This window comes from Clostridium pacaense, from assembly GCF_020709765.2.
Classification (GTDB): domain Bacteria; phylum Bacillota; class Clostridia; order Lachnospirales; family Lachnospiraceae; genus Enterocloster; species Enterocloster hominis.
In genome coordinates, this window is sequence record NZ_JAJFEB020000005.1 from 166885 (window position 1) to 189046 (window position 22162).

Annotated in this window: 15 protein-coding genes; 3 read left to right on the top strand and 12 right to left on the bottom strand. The window is 51.7% G+C overall.

The features are described 5' to 3' along the window. Window positions 1-61: 61 nt before the first annotated feature. The 5 genes from LK536_RS40725 to LK536_RS40745 all read right to left on the bottom strand — a co-directional run bounded on the left by LK536_RS40725 (window position 62) and on the right by LK536_RS40745 (window position 9882). Window positions 62-5284 carry a DUF4132 domain-containing protein gene (locus LK536_RS40725; protein ID WP_227795963.1) on the bottom strand — a complete coding sequence of 1741 codons (5223 nt, stop codon included), beginning with the start codon at window positions 5282-5284 and terminating at the stop codon, window positions 62-64. Between the two features lies 1 nt (window position 5285). After that, a complete protein-coding gene (locus LK536_RS40730) occupies window positions 5286-5705 on the bottom strand; it encodes a hypothetical protein (RefSeq protein ID WP_008716955.1) in 420 nt (139 codons plus the stop codon). A 181-nt stretch (window positions 5706-5886) separates the two neighbouring features. Next, window positions 5887-7386, bottom strand: a complete 1500-nt coding sequence (locus LK536_RS40735) for a glycoside hydrolase family 1 protein (RefSeq protein ID WP_331472168.1) — start codon at window positions 7384-7386, stop codon at window positions 5887-5889. A gap of 92 nt (window positions 7387-7478) precedes the next feature. Continuing rightward, a complete protein-coding gene (locus LK536_RS40740) occupies window positions 7479-8951 on the bottom strand; it encodes a PTS transporter subunit EIIC (protein WP_227795962.1) in 1473 nt (490 codons plus the stop codon). 157 nt (window positions 8952-9108) lie between these two features. Next, window positions 9109-9882 carry a hypothetical protein gene (locus LK536_RS40745; RefSeq protein WP_227795961.1) on the bottom strand — a complete coding sequence of 258 codons (774 nt, stop codon included), beginning with the start codon at window positions 9880-9882 and terminating at the stop codon, window positions 9109-9111. A gap of 203 nt (window positions 9883-10085) precedes the next feature. On the opposite strand from LK536_RS40745, the gene LK536_RS40750 reads away from it, so the two are divergent. The 3 genes from LK536_RS40750 to LK536_RS40760 all read left to right on the top strand — a co-directional run bounded on the left by LK536_RS40750 (window position 10086) and on the right by LK536_RS40760 (window position 13576). Next, a complete protein-coding gene (locus LK536_RS40750; protein WP_227795960.1) occupies window positions 10086-11450 on the top strand; it encodes a S41 family peptidase in 1365 nt (454 codons plus the stop codon). 105 nt (window positions 11451-11555) lie between these two features. Further along, on the top strand, window positions 11556-11936 hold the full coding sequence (locus LK536_RS40755) for a BlaI/MecI/CopY family transcriptional regulator (RefSeq protein ID WP_227795959.1): 381 nt from the start codon (window positions 11556-11558) through the stop codon (window positions 11934-11936). After that, entirely contained in the window at window positions 11933-13576 is a 1644-nt protein-coding gene (locus LK536_RS40760; protein WP_227795958.1) for a M56 family metallopeptidase, read from the top strand. Before LK536_RS40755 ends, LK536_RS40760 begins: the two co-directional genes overlap by 4 nt. Before the next feature lie 23 nt (window positions 13577-13599). Here the strand turns inward: LK536_RS40760 and LK536_RS40765 are convergent, their stop codons facing one another. The 7 genes from LK536_RS40765 to LK536_RS40795 form a co-directional block, all read right to left on the bottom strand. Further along, window positions 13600-14478: a VIT1/CCC1 transporter family protein gene (locus LK536_RS40765; RefSeq protein ID WP_227795957.1), complete on the bottom strand. Its 879-nt coding sequence runs from the start codon at window positions 14476-14478 to the stop codon at window positions 13600-13602. Window positions 14479-14488: 10 nt separating this feature from the next. Beyond that, the gene (locus tag LK536_RS40770; protein WP_331472167.1) at window positions 14489-15010 is read right to left on the bottom strand and encodes a DUF3795 domain-containing protein; all 522 of its coding nucleotides are present in this window, start codon (window positions 15008-15010) and stop codon (window positions 14489-14491) included. Window positions 15011-15039: 29 nt separating this feature from the next. Continuing rightward, the gene (locus LK536_RS40775) at window positions 15040-15645 is read right to left on the bottom strand and encodes a DNA-3-methyladenine glycosylase I (RefSeq protein WP_227795956.1); all 606 of its coding nucleotides are present in this window, start codon (window positions 15643-15645) and stop codon (window positions 15040-15042) included. Window positions 15646-15792: 147 nt separating this feature from the next. Beyond that, window positions 15793-17574, bottom strand: a complete 1782-nt coding sequence (locus LK536_RS40780; protein WP_506092129.1) for an alpha-amylase family glycosyl hydrolase — start codon at window positions 17572-17574, stop codon at window positions 15793-15795. Between the two features lie 429 nt (window positions 17575-18003). Then, window positions 18004-20313 carry an alpha-galactosidase gene (locus LK536_RS40785; protein ID WP_227795954.1) on the bottom strand — a complete coding sequence of 770 codons (2310 nt, stop codon included), beginning with the start codon at window positions 20311-20313 and terminating at the stop codon, window positions 18004-18006. 22 nt (window positions 20314-20335) lie between these two features. Continuing rightward, entirely contained in the window at window positions 20336-21169 is an 834-nt protein-coding gene (locus tag LK536_RS40790) for a carbohydrate ABC transporter permease (RefSeq protein ID WP_008716975.1), read from the bottom strand. 64 nt (window positions 21170-21233) lie between these two features. Then, on the bottom strand, window positions 21234-22115 hold the full coding sequence (locus tag LK536_RS40795) for a carbohydrate ABC transporter permease (protein ID WP_040379531.1): 882 nt from the start codon (window positions 22113-22115) through the stop codon (window positions 21234-21236). Between the last annotated feature and the right edge of the window lie 47 nt (window positions 22116-22162).

The window sequence follows — 22162 nt, forward strand, 5'->3', positions numbered from 1 at the left end:
ATATTTCGACATTTTCCCGCATTCCTGCTGGCAAATTATAGCAATCCGTTGTGCACTGTTTTCAGACAATCTGCTCCAATATGGATGGGTCCTTTATCTTCCTGTCTTCTGCCAGAAGCACGATCTTGGACATGATTTCCGCTGTCTTGGGGTCCTCATCCACAAACGGAAGGAAGAGCCTGCCCCTGGACTGGCTGTGGACCGGAAGGATGTTGAGCATGGCCCCGCCTGCCTGGTGGATCACGCCGCTGCCCAGATGGACCGTGTACTCTCCCCTGGCGCCTTTTATCATTGCATGGCTGTCCTTTAATGTGACATTGGAAATGCCAAAGAGCGGCAGGTTGAATTCCACGATTGCCCTGCGCATCTCTATGGTGGAATGGCTGGTTTCCGGGTCCACGCCGCCTGCATGGGCCACGCTGACCGCCAGGTCCACATCCCTCATGACCTCGCTGTATATAAGGTCCGGCACCTTGTCAATCTCAAGGGATTCAAAGGTTTTCCGGTCCGAGAACTCCACCCACTCCAGGGTGGGCGCTTCCACATCACTGGGCGAGAACCAGTCGGCCAGCGCATATATCCTGGCTATGATGTCCTCTTTATAATAGACCTTCTGAAGCCCTTCCTCGTAATCCGCTATCCAGCGCCTTCCACGCAGCACAGCCACGGTCTTCTGAGGCTGGATCTGGTTGCCTGCAAACATCCTGGAGTATTTCTGCCCCTGTTCCTCGGGCAGTTTCACGTACAGTTCCCTGAATACCTGCTTAAAGGGCTGTCTGACGCAGTTGTCAAACAGATATTTCTGGTATCCATGCCATACTCCCTGGCGGTATAAATCCAGGGGATGGGCAATCCGCAGCAGGTCTGTTCCCTTCAGCGGCGTACGTGTCCCATCATAGGACACCAGGCAGGGGCTTATATTCCCCGGCTGGCCCTGTGCCGCATGTTCCTGCATTTCCATGAATCCCAGCTTGCCACCGGACACAAACACAAGCGGCGCCAATATGGCCCTGACCACCGGGTTTGCATAAAGCATGGACACCTCATCCACGGTGAATAGGGTCTGGCTTTCCATGGATTCCTCCATCATTTTCCTGGTCCTGGAATACTGGTCCTTCAGCTTTTTGTGGACGGCCTTGAGTTCCATCACATATGCATCCTTACCCAGCCTGGAGGGGATGGATTTCAGGGCCTTGCCCGGGCCAGGTCCCGTGACGGCGGACTTACCTGTATCAGTTCCTGGCGCCGCGGCCTTGCGGCAAAGGATTTCACTCTTCCCGTCCTCCCTGATTTCCAGTTTCACCAGTACATCGTCCACCTGTCTCCATTCCATGTATTCCCTGAACTGTTCCATGAGCCGTGTTTCCATGTTAAGGGTCAGCCGGGTCACATCCTCAAATCCCGCGTTCACGCTTAAGTTGGTCAGGGCTGTCTCCGCCGCCTTTGTCTCGCTGGCCCGTCTCTGCGCCCCGAACTGGCGGCTTTCCTTCAGGAACTGCTGGATATACTGGTAGCGGTCTACCATGTCCCGGTTCCCGTCTTCCCCAAAGGGAACAAGCCCCAGACTCATCAGCAGGTCCTTGTTGCGCCTGGCCCCTATCTCATTTTTCAGTTCCTCCACACCCACCCGTCCGGCAGCGGCGTCCGCGTACTTCCTGGCCCTGGAATGCTTCTGTCCGTCTGAAATATACTTAGCCGCATCATAAAGCAGGCTGAAATGCTCCTCTCCCAGCTGGCCGTAGGCTTCCCTGAACCAGTTGACATCGAATGCGCCGTTCTGAAGTTCCTCCGGGCTTAAGGGGGTGTATTTTGCAAAAATGGCCTTCTTCCTGTCATCGAAATTCTCATCCATATGGGCCATGAAATAATAGCATCCGCTTTTTAATCCCTTCCAGCCAAGATATCCTTCTATGATATCAATCCACTGGGGCGCATACATGGCCACCTCCACCAGGCGGCTTTCCTTGATTTCCGTTTCCTTCAGTAGCTGTCCCAGGGTCTCTGGCGTATCGTCTTCTGCCGGATAACAGGATTTTAAAAGCCCGCTGAGCACTTCCTTCTTGGTATATATCCGGCTGCCTCCATACCAGCCATAATAGGAATTCCGGTCCAGCGTGTCCTTTCCCAGGGCCATGAGGATACGGACCAGGTACCGTGCCCCGCAGATATAGGTGATTCCTCCCATGAACCTGGAATAACAGGTTTCGCTGTCCCCGCGGCGCAGCTCCACATCCACCATCTGAGGCACGATTTTGTCATAAATCTCCTTGCAGAGACGGCCTTCTTGCGTGTGCTCCAGCATGTAGGCATTGCCCTTTTCCTGTATCTGGTTATAATATGCCTCGCCAAAGAACTGGATTGTGTTCCACCTGTTCCTCGTCATGGCGCATTCACCGTGGACGAACTGGGTCAGCACCTGAAGGTTCCTGGTGGTATCCAGGTATTCGAATACTGCCTTTATGAGGATATCCATGGGAATCATGGACATGAGGTACGCCTTCATGAACCAGGACATGCCAATGGGTGTCATTGGCTCCCGGCGGTCTGTGAGGAACTGGCCGGTATCTGAGGTGTCACGGCATTTTAACTCAAAACCATATGCTGTTTCAAATGCCAGCCTGAATTCCTGGTCTGTCTGCCAGTACTTAAGGCCCTCAAAGTAACGGTCAAGAAGAGGCAGGCGGTTCATATAGCAGGAAGTGTCATACATACTATTGTTCCATCCCCTGTACTGGTATGTGACCTTCTTGTTCTTCTGGTTTACCACTGCAGACAGGGCCTGGATGACTGCCAGGCTCTCCTTAAACAGGCTGGCCCTGTCCAGATAATCCGTCCTGTAGTTCAGGCGTATGGACCTGACCTGGTCCATGTATACCAGGGACAGGGGTTCCGGCTTAAACGGGGGCTTTCCCCAAACGGCGCGGTAGAATACGGCTCCTGCATCATACGCATGGCCTTGGATGAAAAGCAGGGCTTCCATCTCCATCAGGACCTCATGGCTTTTGATTTCATTTTCATAGAATTCCCTGAATTCCTTTGCCAGGGGGTAATTCTCCAGATGATAGGAATAGTCCTTTGCATCCTTTAAGAAATGGTATCCGTTCCCGAGAAGCTGTGCCTCGCCGCTCCTGTCAAGGTACTCATAGTCCCTATACTGTCCAACCAGGCTGTCCAGCTTCTTAAGGATGAGGATGACATCCTTTTCCTTAAGGGGAAGGCACTGTTCCAGTACCTGAGGGTCCGGGGTTCCCATAGGAAGCGCCGCGCTGGCGGCAGGGTCGTACAGACCATAGCCGTTCTCCCGGGATATATCTGCCTTGGTCCCTGCACTGCCTGTCAGTTCCTCTATGAGGATTTTTTCCTTGTCCGTGGGCGCTTTTATGGCAAGGGGCAGTTCCCTCACTTCCTGGTACAGTTTATCCTTATCCTTCATCCTGCTCAGGCGCATCATCATGTCCAGGGCGGCCGTGCGCTTTTCTTCCCTTTTGTCAGACAGAAGACGGGTCACCGAAGCCTTTAACCGTGCATCGTCCTGTTCCATCAATAGGTCGATCAGCCTTCCCCTCAGCCCGCTGCGCTTATACCGCAGCATATCCTCCAGAATCATATAGTCCGCTTCCTCAAGCTTCAGTTTCATTACGATTGCATAAGCCCTTTGGGCTGTGTATTCTTCTGCATTGCCCACGTATCCCAGAAGGATTTCCCTCTGCTTCCGGTTCCCTGGTTCATACAGGAGAAGGTTGATGAGCTGGCTCCTGCAGGAATACCCGCCCTGGCTGGTGATTTCCCCTAAAAGGCCTGCCATGTATGTAATCTTCTCCTCGTCCTGCAGGATATACGCCAGGAGGGCCAGCTGTCCAAGGACCATTCCCGGACTTAATTCCACCTTATACCACGGAAAGATGCAGGGGTCATAAACCAGTCCCTTATTTGGCATCCTTTTATAAATATCCAGGAACACGGCATACAGTGCCCCTGCTTCTTCCCTGCTCCCATAAATATCATCCGGCACGGGTTTCCTGGGCGTCAGCAGCTCCCGCCCGTAAAAGGTCCGGTCCGTGAACATCCTGGATAAATCACTGTGAAACCTGCAGGTAAATGCAGGCATGAAGCAGGCAGCCAGTTCCAGGTCCTCCCCCTGTTCCAGGAGCACTTTTTTCGCCACCATGCTTTTATAATTGTCATCCTGCAGGGACTGGTTGTAATACGAAGCGGCCAGCTTCTGCGGTTTCGTGCCATGGTCAATGAGCGCCTTCATGGTATCCATGGCATCATATATTTCCCAGAACCCCTTTGCCCACAATGCCACGCTGATGGCAATGGAATCATTGGATTTAAGCTGTCCGTCGCAGAACTTGCTGTCCCTCAGACAGCTTCCCATAAGCCCCAGAAGCTTACCGCTTATGCGGTCCGCGCTGTTCTCGTCAAATATACCGATCCAGGTGGATACTGCCCGCTTAACAGAGGCAAAGCGGATCAGGTCATTGTCCTCTATGACCTTCAGGAGAAGCAGGAATGCGGGGATGGTACCTTCATCCATGGACTCGCAGATGGCCTGGCGCAGGCCTTCCTGTAACTTTGCGGCCACTAAAAGGTCTGCCAGCAGCTTATGAAGCCCTTCGTTATCTGAGCGGAGGATTCCAAGTATCATCTGGCGGTCCAGGTAAGCCGTGTTATTATCGCTGAGGATTAGTTCCTTCAGGGTATCTATGACCTTCTGGTTCCCACGGTCGATTTCAGCTGCATATACCAGGTCAAATCCATTCATGAAACAGGACTCCGACTTTATGTAGTCCAGCATCTCCGGCTCCAGCTGTCTTAACATCAGGCGGCTGATGTCCCCGCCGCAGTAGAAGATCCGTTCATATGTATTAAGAAGCCCAATGGCACGGCGCATCTGCGGCCCGTACCCCCGTGTACGCACCGTCCTGCGGCAATATCCCGTGGAATAGGGGAACCGATTCAGTTTATCAATGATGTAGAGATAGGAATCCTGGTAATCCTTTGGCACAAACGCGTCCAGAATCCCTCCATGAACCCTTTTTTGCAGTATCAGCCCCTTCTTTTCAAACCACTGGCTGGGCCTTTTATCATCGGCAGCGTAATACTCACTTACTGCACTGTCAACCATCGGGATATTACCGTTCCTGTATCCCCTGCTTAAGGACTTTATCTCCTCTGCCAGCTTCTTCTCATCCCCCTTGAGTTTCCCGGTCCTGGCATCCAGCTTCCTGTCCCTCAGCTCCGTAATCTTCCTTCTGGTGTTGTAATCATAATCAGCCATCTCACCACATCCTTCCCGCCAGCATGGTCAGCCTGACAAATGTAAGGCTGCTCCCTTCTGTCAGCAATATCTTCTCTTCCAGTTGTTCAAGCGCCCTGTCATCCAGGAAAATCCTGTATATACCGTCCTCAAAGGACTGGATTGCATGATCCACCGCCGATTCCAGGTCAGCCTTCCTGTCCCCGTAATTCACGCCAAAGCCCACCTTGCCGGAAGCTGCCTGGTCATTGATCTCATCGCTGGTCAGGCAGCGCAGCAGCTCCTTATCATCCATCCTCTGGTTATAGAGCGCCACACATGCAGTGGTCATGGCTTCTATCAGTTCCCTGACGTTCCCCGGATGTCCGGGAATCTCATATACGGCTTCCTGGACCTGGTGTTTGCTTTTTCCTATCTTTTTGATGTTGACCTTCAGCTTCACGGATATTCCTCCCCGATTTTTTCTTCTTCTGACCCACCGGATGATTCAGTGCATCAGCTTCAATCATACAGTCTATTCTACCATATAATCCCAGTCCATACCACTCCATTTGCGGCCTTCAGACAGGCTGGTCAGCTCCCGGTCACAGTTCCCGATTACAGCTCCCGGTTACAACTCCCGGTCACAGTTCCCTCCCATTGGTCTCAATTACCCTGCGGTACCAGTAAAAGCTGTCCTTTTTAATGCGCGCCAGGTCCTTTAAGTCATGTTCATCCCGGTTCACATACACAAAACCATACCGTTTCCGGAAGCCCTGATGGGAACTGAGCAGGTCCATAAAAGACCAGGGGGAATATCCGAACAGATCCACGCCGTCCCCAATGGCCTGGGAACATGCCTCAATATGCTGTCTGAGATAGTCTATCCTGTAGTAATCGTGGACCTTGCCGTTTTCCATGAGCACGTCCCCGGCCCCAAGACCATTTTCCGTGACAATGAGGGGAAGCCTGTATCTGCGGTAGTACAGATTGAGCACCGTCCTGAGCCCCATGGGGTCAATCTGCGCACCGTATGCGCTGGTTTCCAGATATTCATTCTTAACATGCCGGAAATATCCATACTGGTCAAAATCCACCTCGTTGACTGGAAATGACCGTTCCCCAGGCACATGCCCCCCGGTTGCCGGAAGATATGAAACGCAGAGCGTCCTGTAATAGTTGACAGCAATATAATCCATCCGCGTGCCCATCAGTATCTCCCTGTCCCCAGCCCCCGTCTTTGGCACAATGCCCCGCTCCTCTAAATACCTCATATAATATCCCGGATATTCACCATCATAGTACATGTCCAGACAATAATCCGTCTTGAACCAGTCATTCATCCTGGCAGCCCACACGTCCTCCGGCCGGTTGGTCAGGGGATAGGTGCAGGTGGAGGAAACCGCCGGGCCTATCCTTCCCCCGGGAACCAATTCATGGCACGCCTTTACGGCAAGGGCATGGGCCAGGAACATGTGATAATCCATCTGCGCCCTGAGGCGGTCGCACTCCCACGCATCCCCGGCCTTGATATTCATCCGTTCATCCACCCTGACCATCAGGTTCTGCTCATTGTGGACTTGCCAATACACTACCTTGTCACCAAATTCACGGAATACGATTCCGGCATACCGCTCAAAGGCAGCCACACATTCCCTGGATTCCCAGCCATTGTACTTTTCCACCAGGGCATAGGGAAGGTCAAAGTGATACAGGGTCACAAAGGGTTGAATGCCCTGTTCCAAAAGACAGTCAATGACCTGGTGGTAGAACCTGATTCCTTCCTGGTTCACATCCCCGTTCCCATCCGGTATGATCCTGGCCCAGGACATGGAAAAACGGTATATCTTAAGCCCCAGTTCCTTCATCAGCCCGATATCCTCCCTCCAGCGGTGATAAAAATCACTGGCCGTCCTGGTATCTGCCTGGATGCCGGAACGCCGGAAGGAATTGTAATCCGCCACGGTCATGCCTTTCTTCCCCTCATCCCATCCGCCCTCTATCTGGAATGCGGAGGAGGATGCGCCCCAGAGGAAATGTTCCGGGAATAGGGTTGGTCGTCTGACGGAACCTGCTGTTTCATCCGTGCCTTTTTTACTCATGGAATCCTCCTTTTCATTGTTCTCATCCCCTATTGTCTTCATCCTCCATCGTCCTCATCCTCCATTCTCCTCATCCTCCATTCTCCTCATCCTCTATTCTCCTCATCCTCTATTCTCCTCATCCTCTATTCTCCTCATCCTCTATTCTCCCCTTCATCCAATTCCTCAAACCCAAACACCCAGGTCAGCAATGCCGACCCAAAAAAGGAAATACTGATTCCCAGCAGATAAAAGAGGAAATTCCTCATTCCGAATGCCCCATAGGTTGCCAGCGTAAGCACGCCATTATTTGCAAATGCATCCCCATACACGCCGCCAATCCCCATGACCGCCCCTCCCGCCGCCCCGCAGATAACGGCGCATACCATGGGCTTCTTTAGCCGTAAGTTGCAGCCATAAATCGCAGGCTCCGTAATCCCGCACACCCAGGCGGTCAGGGAGGCGGAGGCGGCAATTGCTTTCAGGTTCCTGTCCTTTGTCCTCAGCATCACCCCCAGGGCAGCGCCTCCCTGGGAGAAGTTAGCCGCCCCTGCAAATGCCAGCAGGTTCTGCCGTCCAAACCGCGCCACATCATTAATCCCAATGGGGACCAGGGCGCGGTGGGCGCCGAATATGACGAACACACACCACATCCCGCCGATGAAAGCCCCGCATAGGGCCGGGCTTAAGGCCATCATGCCCGTATACACGTAATTGATTGCATTTCCAATGTAAATGCCCACCGGGCCAAATACCAGATAGACGGCAGGCACCATGACCAGCAGGGAAATGCCCGGCACCAGGATGATTTTCAATATCTCAGGAATGACCCTGGTCAGGAACCGTTCCACATAGGACAGTATGAATACCCCAATGATGATGGGGATGACCGAGGACGTATAGTTGGCCTTTGTAAGTGCGATGCCAAACATCCTGACCGCCGCCCCGCCCGTCATCAGTTCCAGTATGGCCGGATAGCACATGGTGCCGCCCAATGCCATGGCAACGAATTCATTGGCATGAAATACCTTTGCGCTGGTATAGGCAAGGATGATCGGCATGAAATAAAAGATTGCATCCGTGGCAGCCATCAGGATGATGTAAGTCTCATTCCCCGTAATGTCCACTCCGCGGCCGGAGGCAGTAATCCTGGCAATGGTCAGGAATCCTTTTAAGAGCCCGGAGGCTGCAATAGCAGGCACCATGGGGGTGAACATGGCGGATATGGATATCAGGATGCGGTTCCATACAGAGGTACCCTGCCTGGCGCCTGCCTGGATGTCCTTATTGGCGGCTGGTGTCTTTCCTGCCGATATCTTTCCCGCCGATGTCTTTCCTGCCGATATTTCTCCTGCTGACGCCCTTTCTGACGATATCTTTCCCGCCTCCATCTGCCTGCATACCGCCTCATAGACATGTTCCACTTTTGTCCCAATCACCACCTGCAGCTGTCCGCCCCGTTCCACCACGGAAACCACGCCCTCCACCTGCGCAAGCTTTTCTTTGTCTGCTTTCGTCCTGTCCGACAGTTCAAACCTAAGCCTGGTAAAGCAGTGTGTAAGATTCTCCACATTCCCGGGTCCGCCTGCCAGGGTCAGGATGTCCCTGGCCACCGCATCATAATTCATATGTCCTGCTCCTTCCCGCTGCCTGCATTTCCCTGAAAACAGCACAAAAAAGCCGGGTTCATCTGCAGGCAGGACCATATAGGTTTAATATGGCATTTACCTGCGGATTTCATCCGGCTATTTTAGGGGTCTGCTGCCCTTCTCTGTTTTTTTGTATTTACCATCCGTTGACTGCATAGAGAACTGCCAGGCGGAGCTGTCTCAGGAGTCCGTCAGACAAGGTTCCATATTCTTCGTCCATCCCTTTTTCATGGGCCATGTAGGGCGGGGAATCATTCCACGAACCCATGGCGCCGAACACATCCGCCCGGCTGGCAGCCTGGAAGAGGGGCAGATGGCTTTCCGGAATCTGAGGGAGGGGAATCTGTCCGGTCCTATGTTCCGGAAGTGAAGCCCCCTGCAGGTACGACAGGGATGTTTCGAATATATCCGCAAAATTACCGCAGTCAATTTCTCGGGCAAACCGCCCTATCTTTTCCAGGATTGCTTTAAAATCCTCCGTGTTATCGCCAAAATGGAACTTCATCCCGGACAGGTCCTTACAGACCTGTTCCGTGTACCGGATATCCCAGCCCTTTTGCGCGGAATCGAACTCCCATCTTGGAAAGAAAAGGCTTACCTGGCTGTTCCCCCAAAAACAGACAAGGGCGCTCTGGGACGTGTTGGAAAATCCCAGCACATTCCTGTCCTTGACCTGGATGGGAAGCATCATCTTGATATCCCTCATGCCCTTCTTACAGCAGTGGACATACCACTCCTCCACCCCCTTGGCCTTTACCTGCTTTGTGCCAAACAGCTTCTTTTCCGGCAGGAACTGGAATCCGATGCATTTTTCATATGGCAAAGGCTCATATTGTATGGATGCGCCTGTCTTAAGCGCGTTTTTAGCTGCCGCTGTGATGCGGCAGATCTGATACATTTCCCCGTTCATGGAAATAATCCTCCTGATACTGATGGCTTACAGTCTGTTAAAACTGGTTTCATCATAGCACAGGTCCGGCTGGATTTCCACTATATACGGAGCAGGGCTGCCATAATACCTGACAGTATATTTTAATTTGCCCGGATGGAACAGGGATGGTATAATGAACTGGTAAATAATGTAATTCCTGACAAGTCAAAGGAGGACCGGGGATGAAAAAAATGACAGGTTTGAAACAGGGTATGCTTTATTTAATATGTGCGGCAGTCATCATAAGCAGTCCGTCCACCGTATTTGCCGGCAATGGACAGACTGATGTGGATGATACCGGTGAGCAGCCGCCATCGCTTCGAAAAGAGATTCAGAAACTGAAAAAGGGAAACTGGGTTAACCTGACCACGCAGCAGAAGCTGGAGGATCTGGATATCCTGTATCAGACCCTGAAGGATAATTATCCTTATTTCCATGTTCTCAAGAGAATGCGGAATGTGGATCTGGAGGAAAAATACCGGACAGCAAGAAAAGAAATCAGCAGGGGCGGAACCGATATCGCCTTTTATCAGCAGCTGGATGCATTCATTAATACCAATGACCAGATCGGACATCTGATGCTGGACAATCCCTACTGGTATGAAGATTCCGCCAGTTCCTACAAAAGCCTTGCCAGGGATTATCCTGAAATGGAACGCATGCAGAAATTCTCCGCAGCATACAACAATGATAAATCCGTGGAAAACTACGGGAAAATGAAGGCCATAACAGATCCTGCCTATAACAAAGTGATGGCATATTACGATGCCGCTGAAACAGCCCAGGACACAGGAACGGAATCAGCGGCGGATAATGTCCTGACACACATCGATAATGTCCAGACACGCATCATTGATGAAGGCCGTATTGCCTACATAAAAATCGATTCCCTTCTACCCTCCAATGTCTACGGCGAGGATAAAAAACAGCTCTTTGATTTTTATGGAACCGTGAAGGATTATGATAACGTGATATTCGATTTCACGGATAATGGCGGCGGTTCCATGAATTATTTCAATGACCTGATTGTATCCCCCAATATTGATACCACCCTGAAATACAACGCGTATAAACTGATAAAAGCCGGGGAAAATAACGGGATTTTCCTGGATTTCAATGATTACCGCCCTATTTCGGAATTCCCCGGACTTCCCCTCATGAATCAGGATGACCTGTCCGATGTGGATCTGTTCCATGAAATAGAGTACACAACCGAACCTTTGGGGAAAGAAAAAATGCTGAAAGGAAAACTATGGCTGCTTGTAAGCGATACCGTCTTTTCCTCGTCCGAATACGCAGCCATGTTTTCCAAGGCAACCGGCTTCATGACGCTGGTGGGAACCAGGACAGGCGGGGAGGGAATCGGAAGCGACCCTCTGCCCATCATACTTCCAAACAGCGGTCTTATCGTTCAGTACGCAGCAGAGTACGGCGCTTTGCCCGATGGTTCCGGCAGCCAGGAGTATGGGACAATGCCTGATATCCTCTCTCCTGAGGGGGAGTCCGCGCTGGATACCTGTTTAAGGGCCATTGGACAGGATCACTAGCCATGATATGTGCTGATATGGCTCTGTCTGTATTGACACATGGACTACATCGTGTTATCATATATTCAGACTACACATTGTAGTTTTAACAGGAGGAAGGAACGAATGGTCCAACAGGTATCTGATGCTGAATTAGAACTGATGAGAATCATCTGGGCAAAGGGCGGCAGGGTCCTTTATGCCCAAATCATGGATGAGCTTGCAGCGGCTGGCAGCCGCTGGCAAAAGAACACGGTCATCACCCTGCTGTCCCGTCTGGTGGAAAAGGGGCTTTTAAAGACAAATAAGATAGGCCGCCGTAACGAATACGCCGCCCTGGTTACAGAGGCAGATTACCAGGCGCTGCAGACAGAAAAGCTGATTAAAAAATTCTACGAGGGCAATGCAAAGGGACTTGTATCAACATTAATCCAAAGGGATATGCTGACAGCTGAGGACTATGAGGAGTTGAGGCAATTCTGGGAGGAGGGGAACAAGAGCCGATGAATGGAATATGGAAAGTCATCCTGTCCATGTCGCTTTCCGGGACCTTACTGATTACCGCCCTGCTCCTCTTTAAACCCTTGTTCAGGAACCGGTTTGGCAGACGTTGGCAGTACTATATCTGGCTGGTGGTAATCAGCCGTCTGCTCCTGCCATTCACACCGCAAGAAAGCCTCATGAACCCCTTATTCTTAAAGGCCGGGCAGGCAGGTATCCAGGCGGAGACAGCCTTAGTTGAGGAACAGATGACCGGGTCGATGCTGGCTGGAGGCGCTATGGGGGATGGTGCCGGCAATGACAGTACGGACGATGCCGCTTTATGGAATGATACTGCGAAGAATAGGGCTGACGATAATGGCTCCGCTGATAAGGGCGCCGCTGATAAGGGCGCTGTTGATAAGGGCGCTGTTGATAAGGGCGTTACAGGGCGTGAAAATGAAACCTCAAAATCCAGGACAGGCTTATCCCCCGCTGTCCTGACAGCAGGAAAGCTTCTATCCCATCTCTCCCAAAACCTCTGGCTTATCTGGCTCATGACAGCAATAATCCTGCTGACACGGAAGATTACAGCTTATCAGGACTTCAGGGATTACGTAAAAGCTGGCGGGGAAGCGGTTGCTGATACAAGGATATTAGACCGGATGGCAGTGATTGGCGGACAGGCCGGAATCAGGAAACCTGTGGAACTGTACATTAATCCTCTTGTTTCCTCCCCGCTTCTGATGGGCCTTTTCCATCCCTGTATCGTGCTCCCTGAGGCTGACATGCAGGAGACTGGATTTGACTGCATCCTGCTCCACGAACTGACCCACTTAAGACGGATGGATACCGTTTACAAATGGCTGGTCCAGTTTACAATCTGCCTGCATTGGTTCAATCCACTTGTGCATCTGATGGGCCGTGAAATCAGCCGGGCCTGTGAACTTGCCTGCGACGAGGCGGTCATCATGAAACTGGACAGGGAAAAGATACGGGTCTACGGTGATACACTGATCCATGCCACAGGCGCCGGAGGCATCTGTAAAGCGCCTCTCTCCTCCGTGACACTGATTGAAGGCAAGGAACTGTTAAAAGAAAGGTTGGGCGCAATTATGACATTTAAGAAAAAAACAAGGTTTGCCGCTGTCACTGCTTTTGCCATGACACTCTTATTATCAGCCGGCGCGATTACAACGGGAGCCTATGCTGCTTCCCATGCATCCATTAGCGGCAGCCAATCCATATCAGACCTTAGGGAATTCCTGAACCGAAGTCTGTATCACAATTTCCATGCTGCAACAACCGAGGATGAAAAAAATTATGAAATCAGCGGTACAATCTATCAGAACACCCATCCACGGAGCCTGGTCCGTTTTGAAAAGCTGCCGGATACCGGGCTTACGGTAAGCGGAAGCATAACCCCACTGGATGGGGAGATACGGCTGATGTACAGGGATGAGGATGGTACGCTGGTCACACTGGCCGATGAAACAGCAGGCGCCGGGGAGGCTGTTCCTGTTTCCTGCAGCATCAATGTTTCTGAAAAAGGTGAATTCTATTTTGAGTCTGATTCTGCCATCTGTGAATTTGACCTGTTATTCTCTAAATCAGATGGAACCGTATATTATCTTACGAATGAAAACCCAATTGGACTTACATATTAAGGGATATTGGAAATGATGCGCGTTTACAGTGTATCGATTCCAAGTAAATTCTTAGCCAGTATGCCAATAATAAACGAAATAACAGCAACTGACAAAGATATCAGGGCCATTTCCAGAAACCGTCTGAGGAATGGCTCTTCCTTTGCCACGGATATGTAATAGTTGAAAAACAGTATGATAAGCATGACGGTCACAATCATTACCGCAAATGCAGCAACATACATATGGGCCGGAAACAAGAGATAGGGAAGCACCAGCAGGGCCACGGTCACCAGATATGCCGCCCCTGTATAGGCACTGGACTTCAACGCCTCTGCATTCCCCTCTGCCCGCTCCGCCAGATAGTTGGAAGCCGCCATGGACAGGGTTGCGGAAATTCCCGTTATGATTCCGGTCATGGCTACCAGGCGCGTATTGGCAAGGGCAAAGGTAACGCCTGCAATGGCGCCCGTAAGTTCAACCAAGGCGTCATTCAGCCCCAAAACCATGGCGCCCACGTAGTGAAGGCGTTCCTCATCCAGCATATTGTATAGTATATTCTCATGGGACCGCTCCTCCTCCAGCATCCTGGCTGCCTGGGGCAGTTCATGGCACATCATTCCATACCGTTCCCGTCCCACCCGCTCATCCTTCTGCATCATCTTTACCACGAATGTGAATCCGAAGATAACGGTCAGTATCTTTAGGAACAGGATATGGCTTCTTTTAGGGACCACATCTTCCCCTGTGATTCCTTTCCATACAGCTGCGTGCGCCTTTTCATCCGAGGACATCTGGCTGAACACCTTCCTGTTTTTTTCATCCTTCTGTTTCCTCCCCAGATATCCATAAAGAATGGCCCCGGTCTCCTCGTCAATCTGCGCCTTGCGCACGGTTTCCTTCATTTCCGGACTTAATGTCATGTCTTGCATCCTATGTCCCCCCATTATCTTTCCTTTCACCGCCTTCTGATTTACCCTGGACTTCCCTCTGACAGGCCTTATAGTGTGTTTGAAAATTCATTCCCGCCATCTGCACACCCCACTCCATCTTCTCCTGACATTCACTGCATTCCCTGTCATGAAGGGAAATAATGCCTTTGCACCGCTTACATGTATATCTTTTCTTCTGCTCTTCCATGAAGGATTCAAGGCCATGGTCCTGAACATGCCTGCTGTTTTCCATAAGGCTTGCCTGGTATCGCCTGTTATAGCTTTTCTCAAGATTCCTGATCTGCCTACACGGATATTCAGGGCATTGAAAACAGTAGGATAATCCTTTTCCTTTGACGCAGTCTTTCATGTCACAGGCCCTGCAGTGTTCCGGCTTTCCCAAGTCACTTTCCAGGCAGCCTGCGCATGGTTTCCTGTGGTAACAGTGCCTGTAACAGACCATGCAGTTCATTCCGCATGGAGCAAACATGACCGGGCGGATGCCTTCCTCAGGCATTTTCATAAGCCTCTTCCCTCCCCTCCATGGAAATCCTATGCCTCCTGCTGTACATCCCTCTTCCTGACGGTCGGGTAATTCTCAATGATATCCCTGTATCTGAAGCAGCCTTCCCCATGATCATTGATGACCCCGCAGGCCTGCAGATGGGAGTACACGGTGATTGAACCCATATACTTGAATCCCCGCTTCTTTAAATCCCTGCTCACCTCATCCGACAGCTTGTTGCTTGCCGGGATCCGGCCCTTCTGATGCCCCGCATACAGGATGGTCTTTCCCTTGGAAAAAGACCATATATACCGGCTGAAGGAGCCGTATTCCTCCCTGATTTCCAGGAAACGCCGGGCGTTATGGATGACGGCCTCCACTTTTCGCCTGGAACGGATTATTCCTTCCGCCACAAGGATACGCTCCACGTCCCTATCCCCGTAAGCAGCCACCTTATCATAGTCAAACCCGTCAAAACACTGACGGAAGATTTCCCGTTTCTGAATCATCATGTTCCAGTTCAGGCCGCACTGCATGACCTCCATCATGAGAAATTCAAATTGCCTGTAATCATCATGGAGGGGGATGCCCCACTCCTCATCGTGGTATCTGGTCATTTTTTCATTGCAAAGGCACCATGGACAGCGTTCCATACAATCTTCCCCCTCTGGTTTATGGTTTATCTCCGGTCTGGTTTTATGTACACAACTACCTTTTCATTATATCGTCATACCTGCAATAATACAAGAAAACAGCGCATTAAAAGACAGCGGAAAGAAAGGCAGGGCGCCTTCCTCCAATCAGCTCCCTGCCTCTGCTCTTTTTAACCATCTGAATCCATGACCGTCCACCTTTACGGCGGACGCCCGCAGCATTTCCCCGGTCATCATATCCTGGTACATGCCGTCTGTCTCATCAATCCAGGCAATCTTCCCATAGTCATGAAAATTAAAGATACCTACCAGCTTTCCCTGTTCCCGTTCCCGCACCAGGCACAGCACGGAATCATCCCAGGTTTCCCTGACAGAGAACCTTACGTCTGCACCAAAGAGTTCCTCGCCCCTGCGCAGTTCCTCCAGCTGTTTTAACCCGGAAAATATCCGTCCCTGCACGGAATTTCCATCTTTTATGTATCCTGTCAGTTCCCACCGGAATTTTCCCCTGTGGATATAGCGGGAATCAGCGGCTTTCTCAGGATCCTCCTTGTACGTGTAGTCATTTACCTGCCCTATCTCATCCCCGCTGTAAAGAACAGGTATCCCGGACAGGAAGAAGAGGAATCCATGGAGGCACAGGATACGTCCGATTCCATGCTCCATGCCTTCATCGTCCATTTCAAAACCAGCCTTTTCCACTCCGCACATAGAGGCCGTTGTTCCGCAGAACCGCGCATCGCCTGTGACAGGATCTTCGTTGTACAGTTCGCCCCGGCTGAAGCTTTCCGGTATCTTTCCTGTGAAGAAGTCATTGAGGTATTTCTTATGTGGCACCTGCTTCATGCCCCAGGATTCCAGAAGCGGATAATCCAGCCCCCAGCCAATATCGTCATGGCACCGGAGATAATTGAGGAAGGAACAGGTGTCCGGCAGCCTGCTGATGGTTTCCATCTGGCGTTTTAAAAGCCTGGCGTCCCTGGCGGCAACCGAATGCCACAGGGTGGCCATGGTGGTTACATTGTAAAGCATATGGCACTCAGGTTTTTCCACCGTGCCAAAGTACGGCGCCACCTTTTCCGGCTCCATGACCACTTCTCCCAGAAGCAGTACGCCGGGGCACACAATCTCGCCGATCATACGCATCATGCGCACAATGGTGTGGACCTGGGGAAGGTTCCGGCAGTCTGTTCCCAGTTCTTTCCAGATATATGGCACCGCATCTATCCGTATGACATCCATCCCGCAGTTGGCCAGGTACAGGAAATTATACATCATCTCGTTAAACACCACGGGATTCCTGTAATTCAGATCCCACTGATAGGGATAAAAGCTGGTCATCACGTAGCTGCCTGTTTCCGGAAGGTAGGTGAAGTTGCCCGGCGCCGTGGCGGGGAATACCTGGGGTACGGTCTGTTCGTATTGCCTGGGGATGTCATAGGAGTCATAGAAAAAGTACCGTTCCCTGTACTCCTTTTCGCCTGCCCTGGCCCGCTTTGCCCATTCATGTTCCTCGGACGTGTGGTTCATCACAAAATCCAGGCACAGGCTGATTCCCCGTTTATGGCACTCATCTGCCAGCGCCATCAAATCGTCCATGGTTCCAAGGTCATCCCTTACCTTCCTGAAATCCGACACCGCATATCCTCCGTCTGAACGGCCCCTGGGGGTGTCCAGCAAAGGCATCAGATGTAGATAATTGACATTACAGCCTTCTATGTAATCTATCTTCTCCTTCACGCCTGTTAACGTGCCTGCAAACTGGTCCGTGTACATCATCATGCCAAGCATGCTGCTTTTCCTGAACCATCCCGAATCCTTCTCCCGCTCCATGTCCAGCCGTTTAAGGCTGTCCCTGCGCTCCTGGCAGAACTGCTCCATTCCCCTGCACAGCCCTTCAAACATCTGCTGATTGTCGTAAAGCTCCATATAAAGCCATTTCAGTTCATCCAGATGGCGCTCCAGGCGTTTCTGGAAAGGGGGGATTTTTAATCCGGCTTTTCCTGCTATGGGTCTGTCTGCTGCATGTTTGTCTGCTGTATGCTTGTCTGCTGTGTTTTTATCTACCGCATGCCGACCTGTTATGTTTTTATCTGCCGCATGTTGGCCTGTTATGTTTTTATCCGCCGCATGTTGGCCTGTTATGTTTTTATCTGCCGTATGTTGGCCTGTTATGTTTTTATCTGCCGTATGTTGGCCTGTTATGTTTTTATCTGCCGCATGTTGGCCCGCTGTATTTTTACCTGTCACACATTTACCCGCTTCTGCTTTATACGCTCCATTTTTATCAGCTTTATCAGCCATCTTCAATTCTCCTGTTCCCGCATTCCTGCCGTGCCTTATCCCGCCATACCGGAATCACACCTTTACCAGATGCGCCTGCCATGACTGGTATTCATCGGTCATATAAGGTATCGGAAGCCCGGCGGACATAAGGGCCGCCCCCGGATATACGCGGCCCGTGGACCCTTCCCGGTAGCTCCATCCAGGTTCCAGTCCTTTCAGCCGTATGTACACAGGAAGCGGGTTGCCATGTGTCTCAAGGGTCACTGCATTCACCAGTGCCTCGCTTTTATCTTCCCTGACAAACATCCATGCCCCTGCCTGCATTTCCTTAAATGGATTGCCAAGCCTGTAGTAATCGCCGTTGTGGATTAAATCCTGATACCTGTGATAATCCTCAATCTGTTTCCTGATGCATTCCTTCTCATCCTGCGTCAGTACGCCCGGATCCAGTTCGTACCCAAAGCTGCCCGCCATGGCCACCACGCCCCGGGTTTCCAGGGAAACCTGCCTTCCGGTCTGGTGGTTGGGGCATGCAGATACATGGGAGCCAACGGATGATATGGGAAAACCAAAGGATGTGCCGTACTGGATACGGATGCGGTCAATGGCATCCGTGTTGTCGCTGCACCATATCTGGGGCGTATAGTAGAGCATACCTGCGTCAAACCGTCCGCCGCCGCCGCTGCATCCTTCAATCAGCATATCCGGATACCGCTTTGTAAGACGTTCCAGGAAATCGTATAATCCCAGCACGTAGTGGTACATGACCTTTCCCGGGTTCACGGTCCTGGCGGCCCGGACGTTCCCGCCATCCTGTGTATTCCCGCCATTTTGCAGGTTAGCGCCGTCCCGTTCCTGCACCGCAGAGTATACATCCGTGATGCTGCGGTTCATATCCCATTTCACATATTCAATATTGGCGCTGTCAAATACCCGGCAGATGCTGTCAAACACATAATCCACCACTTCCTCCCGGGAGAAATCCAGTACCAGCTGGCTCCGGCTCATCACCGGCTTCCTTCCGGGAATGGTAAACGCCCAGTCAGGATGGGCCCGGTATAGATTGCTGTCAAGGGAGACCATTTCCGGTTCAATCCATATCCCGAACTTAAGTCCCAGGCCGTTCACCCGCTCCACCAGGCTGCCCAGGGTGCCGCCCAGCTTGCCTTCATTGACAGACCAGTCCCCAAGGCCCGACGTATCGCTGTCCCGTCTGCCAAACCAGCCGTCATCCAGCACCAGCAGCTCCACGCCCAGTTCCCCGGCCTGTCTGGCTGTCTCATATATGGTTTCCCCTGTAAAGTCAAAGTAAGCCGCTTCCCAGCTGTTAATCAGCACCGGTCTGGGGGCCAGCTTGTATTTCCCCCTGCACAGGTTGCGGCGGATGGCTTTGTGGAAATGCTGCGACAGGGCGGACAGCCCGCTTCCGCTGTAACTCATGATGACCTCCGGCCCAAGGAAGGTATCCCCCGGATCCAGTCCATAGGAGAACATCTCGTCCTGAAGCCCCATCATCATCCTGGTCTGGCCGAACTGGTCCTTTTCCACCTCTGCCCTGAATGCTCCGCTATAGACAAATGACATGCCGTAGCATTTCCCCGCATCCTCCGTGGCATCCCTTTCAGCCAGTATCACAAAGGGGCTGTACTGGTGGCTGGAGGTCCCGCGCCTGCTTCCGATCACATGGGCGCCATGGGATACCTCTGTCCTCTGCCAGTTCCGTTCCATGGCATGCCTGCCGTAAAACTGTATCCAGTCATAGTCCCCGTAAAGGAAATCCAGGCACGCGCTCTGCACCTTTTCAAGGGCCAGGGATCCATTTCCCATGTTCTCAATCTTTACAGCCCTGGTTATGATATCGTGGATTGGAAATACCCCGTATAATAATGTCACCATAAGCCCGCTGGCCCTGTCCTCAAGGACGATTTCCAATGTTTCGCAATCCATGTCCGCGCCGCCGTCTGCAGGCTGCCCGGCCGCCGCCTTATCAGCGCCGCCCGTTTCCTCCTGATACATGGCCGGAAGTCCCGGCAGACTGTATTTCCCCTGCTTTATGGCATGGCTGCGGTAACGCAGGTCACAGCTCATGGAACCGTCCGCCTGCCTTACCTGCAAGGCCGTGCTCCTGTAATCCCCGGTACCAAGGACCGGATATTCCTGGGGGAGTACGTCCAGGGAATAGGTCCTGTCCCCGCCGGACTCATAGGGATTTCCTGAAAATCCCCTGTCCGCATAGGTGAGAAGGTATTCCATGGAGCCTTCTGAGCGGTCCCCGTAATAAAGATGCAGCAGGTACCCAAAGCGGTCCACCTTCATCTGATAGGTCGATTGTCTTGTGTGTATGGTGAATAGCTGTTGTTCTTCCTGGTAACGGATTGCCATTGTCTGTCTCCTTTTAAATGTTCTATTTTCCGCCTGTCATGGCAATGCCCTCAATGAACTGCTTCTGGAACACCAGGTACAGGATGACCATGGGTATCATGGCCAGCATGGAACCTGCCATCAGGACCGGATAGTTGGTGGTGAACTGCCCCCTCAGTGTGGAAAGGCCTGCCGACAGCGTCATCATGTTGATATCCGTGTTGGCAATCAGCGGCCACATCAGGTCGGCATAGGCAAACACTGCGGTGAAGATGGTCAGGGCTGCCATGGAAGCCTTGGTCAGGGGCATCATTACCCTTGTAAATGTCTGCCATTTGGTGCATCCGTCCAGGTAGGCGGCTTCACCCAGCTCATCGGGGATACCCATGTAAGCCTGGCGCAGGAAGAATGTTCCGAAGGCGCTGACCAGCCCTGGGAATACCAGTGCAAATATCGTGTTGGTCAGTCCCATCTTCGCCAGCATCTGATACTGGGGGATGATGAATATCTGTGATGGCAGCATCATCTGCATGATGACCAGTGAGAACAGCAGGTTCTTTCCCCTGAACTTAAGCTTGGCAAATGCAAACCCGGCTGCGGATGAGAATGCCACTGCGCAGATTACCCTGAAAAGAATCAGCAGGACGGTGTTGGTATACAGTTTTACGAAAGGGAGGGCAATCAATGCCCTGTTATAGTTTTCTGCAAGCCATTCCTTCGGAAGGATCGTGGGCGGTATCTGCACGCTTTCACCGGCTGATTTAAAGCTGGTAAGAAGCATCCACAAAAAAGGGAATATCATCAGCACGGCCCCTGCCCCCAGCACGGCATATACGAGTATGGTATTAATCTTACGGCTTTCTTGGTATGATTTCATGGAATCTCCTCCTTATTTATCTCCTGGGGCGTGTTTGAAAACCCATCCCCGCCATCTGCACACCCTAAACCTCATAGTTGACCCATTTTTTCTGTCCCCAGAACTGCAGGGCCGTGATGATGCCGATTAATGCAACGGTCCAAATCACGATTGCCGAAGCATAACCCCTGTTCCCTGCCACAAAGGATTCCCGGTAGAACAGGTACATAAGGGACTGGGCGCTGGTCAGGGCCGGATTGGTCTGGTCCACCATCATGTAAATCAGGTCGTAAACCTTGATGGAGGCCATCAGACGCATGATTAATACCACAAACAAGGTAGGGCTGACCATGGGCAGGGTAATCTTGAAAAACTGCTGTATCTTCGTGGCCCCGTCCAGGCTGGCCGCCTCATAATAGCTTTTGGAAATGTTCTGGATCCCGGACAGCAGCAGGATGGCGTCGTATCCGATGGCGCTCCAGATAGCCACCACGGCGCAGGCAGGCAGCACCAGGCCGGGCGTGGTAAGCCAGCTCACCTTTGTTCCGATTATCTGGTTGATGATGCCGTATTCCGCATTGAAGATCCATTTCCATACCATTGCGATGGCTGCCGGGGCCACTACCATGGGAAGGAAGTAGATGGCCCTGAAGGCGGATTTTCCCTTAATCTTTGCATTCAGCAGCACGGCTGCAAGCAGGGACAGGAACACGCCAAGAGGCACGGTCAGGATGCAGAAATAGATGGAGTTCCATGTTGCTTTCCAGAATTCCTTACTTGCAAACATCTGCTCATAATTCTGGATTCCCGTGACTTCATAAATCCCAAAGGGGTGGGTGGTGGAAAAACTCAGCACCAGGGTCTGGATGAAAGGATATACATTTAATATAATCAGTCCTATGATGGTGGGCGCAACCAGCAGGTAGCCCCATTTTGCGTCATCTGTTAAAATACGTTTCTTTCCCATAGCTTCCTCCATTTTTAGACAGTTTCCGTAAACAGTGCCGGGCATCA

Bases quoted from the DNA above. Each gene is read 5' to 3' on its own strand.
- LK536_RS40725 (WP_227795963.1), bottom strand. From the start codon at position 5,284: ATGGCTGATTATGATTACAACACCAGAAGGAAGATTACGGAGCTGAGG.
- LK536_RS40735 (WP_331472168.1), bottom strand. From the start codon at position 7,386: ATGAAGACAATAGGGGATGAGAACAATGAAAAGGAGGATTCCATGAGT.
- LK536_RS40740 (WP_227795962.1), bottom strand. From the start codon at position 8,951: ATGAATTATGATGCGGTGGCCAGGGACATCCTGACCCTGGCAGGCGGA.
- LK536_RS40745 (WP_227795961.1), bottom strand. From the start codon at position 9,882: ATGAACGGGGAAATGTATCAGATCTGCCGCATCACAGCGGCAGCTAAA.
- LK536_RS40750 (WP_227795960.1), top strand. From the start codon at position 10,086: ATGAAAAAAATGACAGGTTTGAAACAGGGTATGCTTTATTTAATATGT.
- LK536_RS40755 (WP_227795959.1), top strand. From the start codon at position 11,556: ATGGTCCAACAGGTATCTGATGCTGAATTAGAACTGATGAGAATCATC.
- LK536_RS40760 (WP_227795958.1), top strand. From the start codon at position 11,933: ATGAATGGAATATGGAAAGTCATCCTGTCCATGTCGCTTTCCGGGACC.
- LK536_RS40765 (WP_227795957.1), bottom strand. From the start codon at position 14,478: ATGACATTAAGTCCGGAAATGAAGGAAACCGTGCGCAAGGCGCAGATT.
- LK536_RS40770 (WP_331472167.1), bottom strand. From the start codon at position 15,010: ATGAAAATGCCTGAGGAAGGCATCCGCCCGGTCATGTTTGCTCCATGC.
- LK536_RS40775 (WP_227795956.1), bottom strand. From the start codon at position 15,645: ATGGAACGCTGTCCATGGTGCCTTTGCAATGAAAAAATGACCAGATAC.
- LK536_RS40780 (WP_506092129.1), bottom strand. From the start codon at position 17,574: ATGGAGCTTTACGACAATCAGCAGATGTTTGAAGGGCTGTGCAGGGGA.
- LK536_RS40785 (WP_227795954.1), bottom strand. From the start codon at position 20,313: ATGGCAATCCGTTACCAGGAAGAACAACAGCTATTCACCATACACACA.
- LK536_RS40790 (WP_008716975.1), bottom strand. From the start codon at position 21,169: ATGAAATCATACCAAGAAAGCCGTAAGATTAATACCATACTCGTATAT.
- LK536_RS40795 (WP_040379531.1), bottom strand. From the start codon at position 22,115: ATGGGAAAGAAACGTATTTTAACAGATGACGCAAAATGGGGCTACCTG.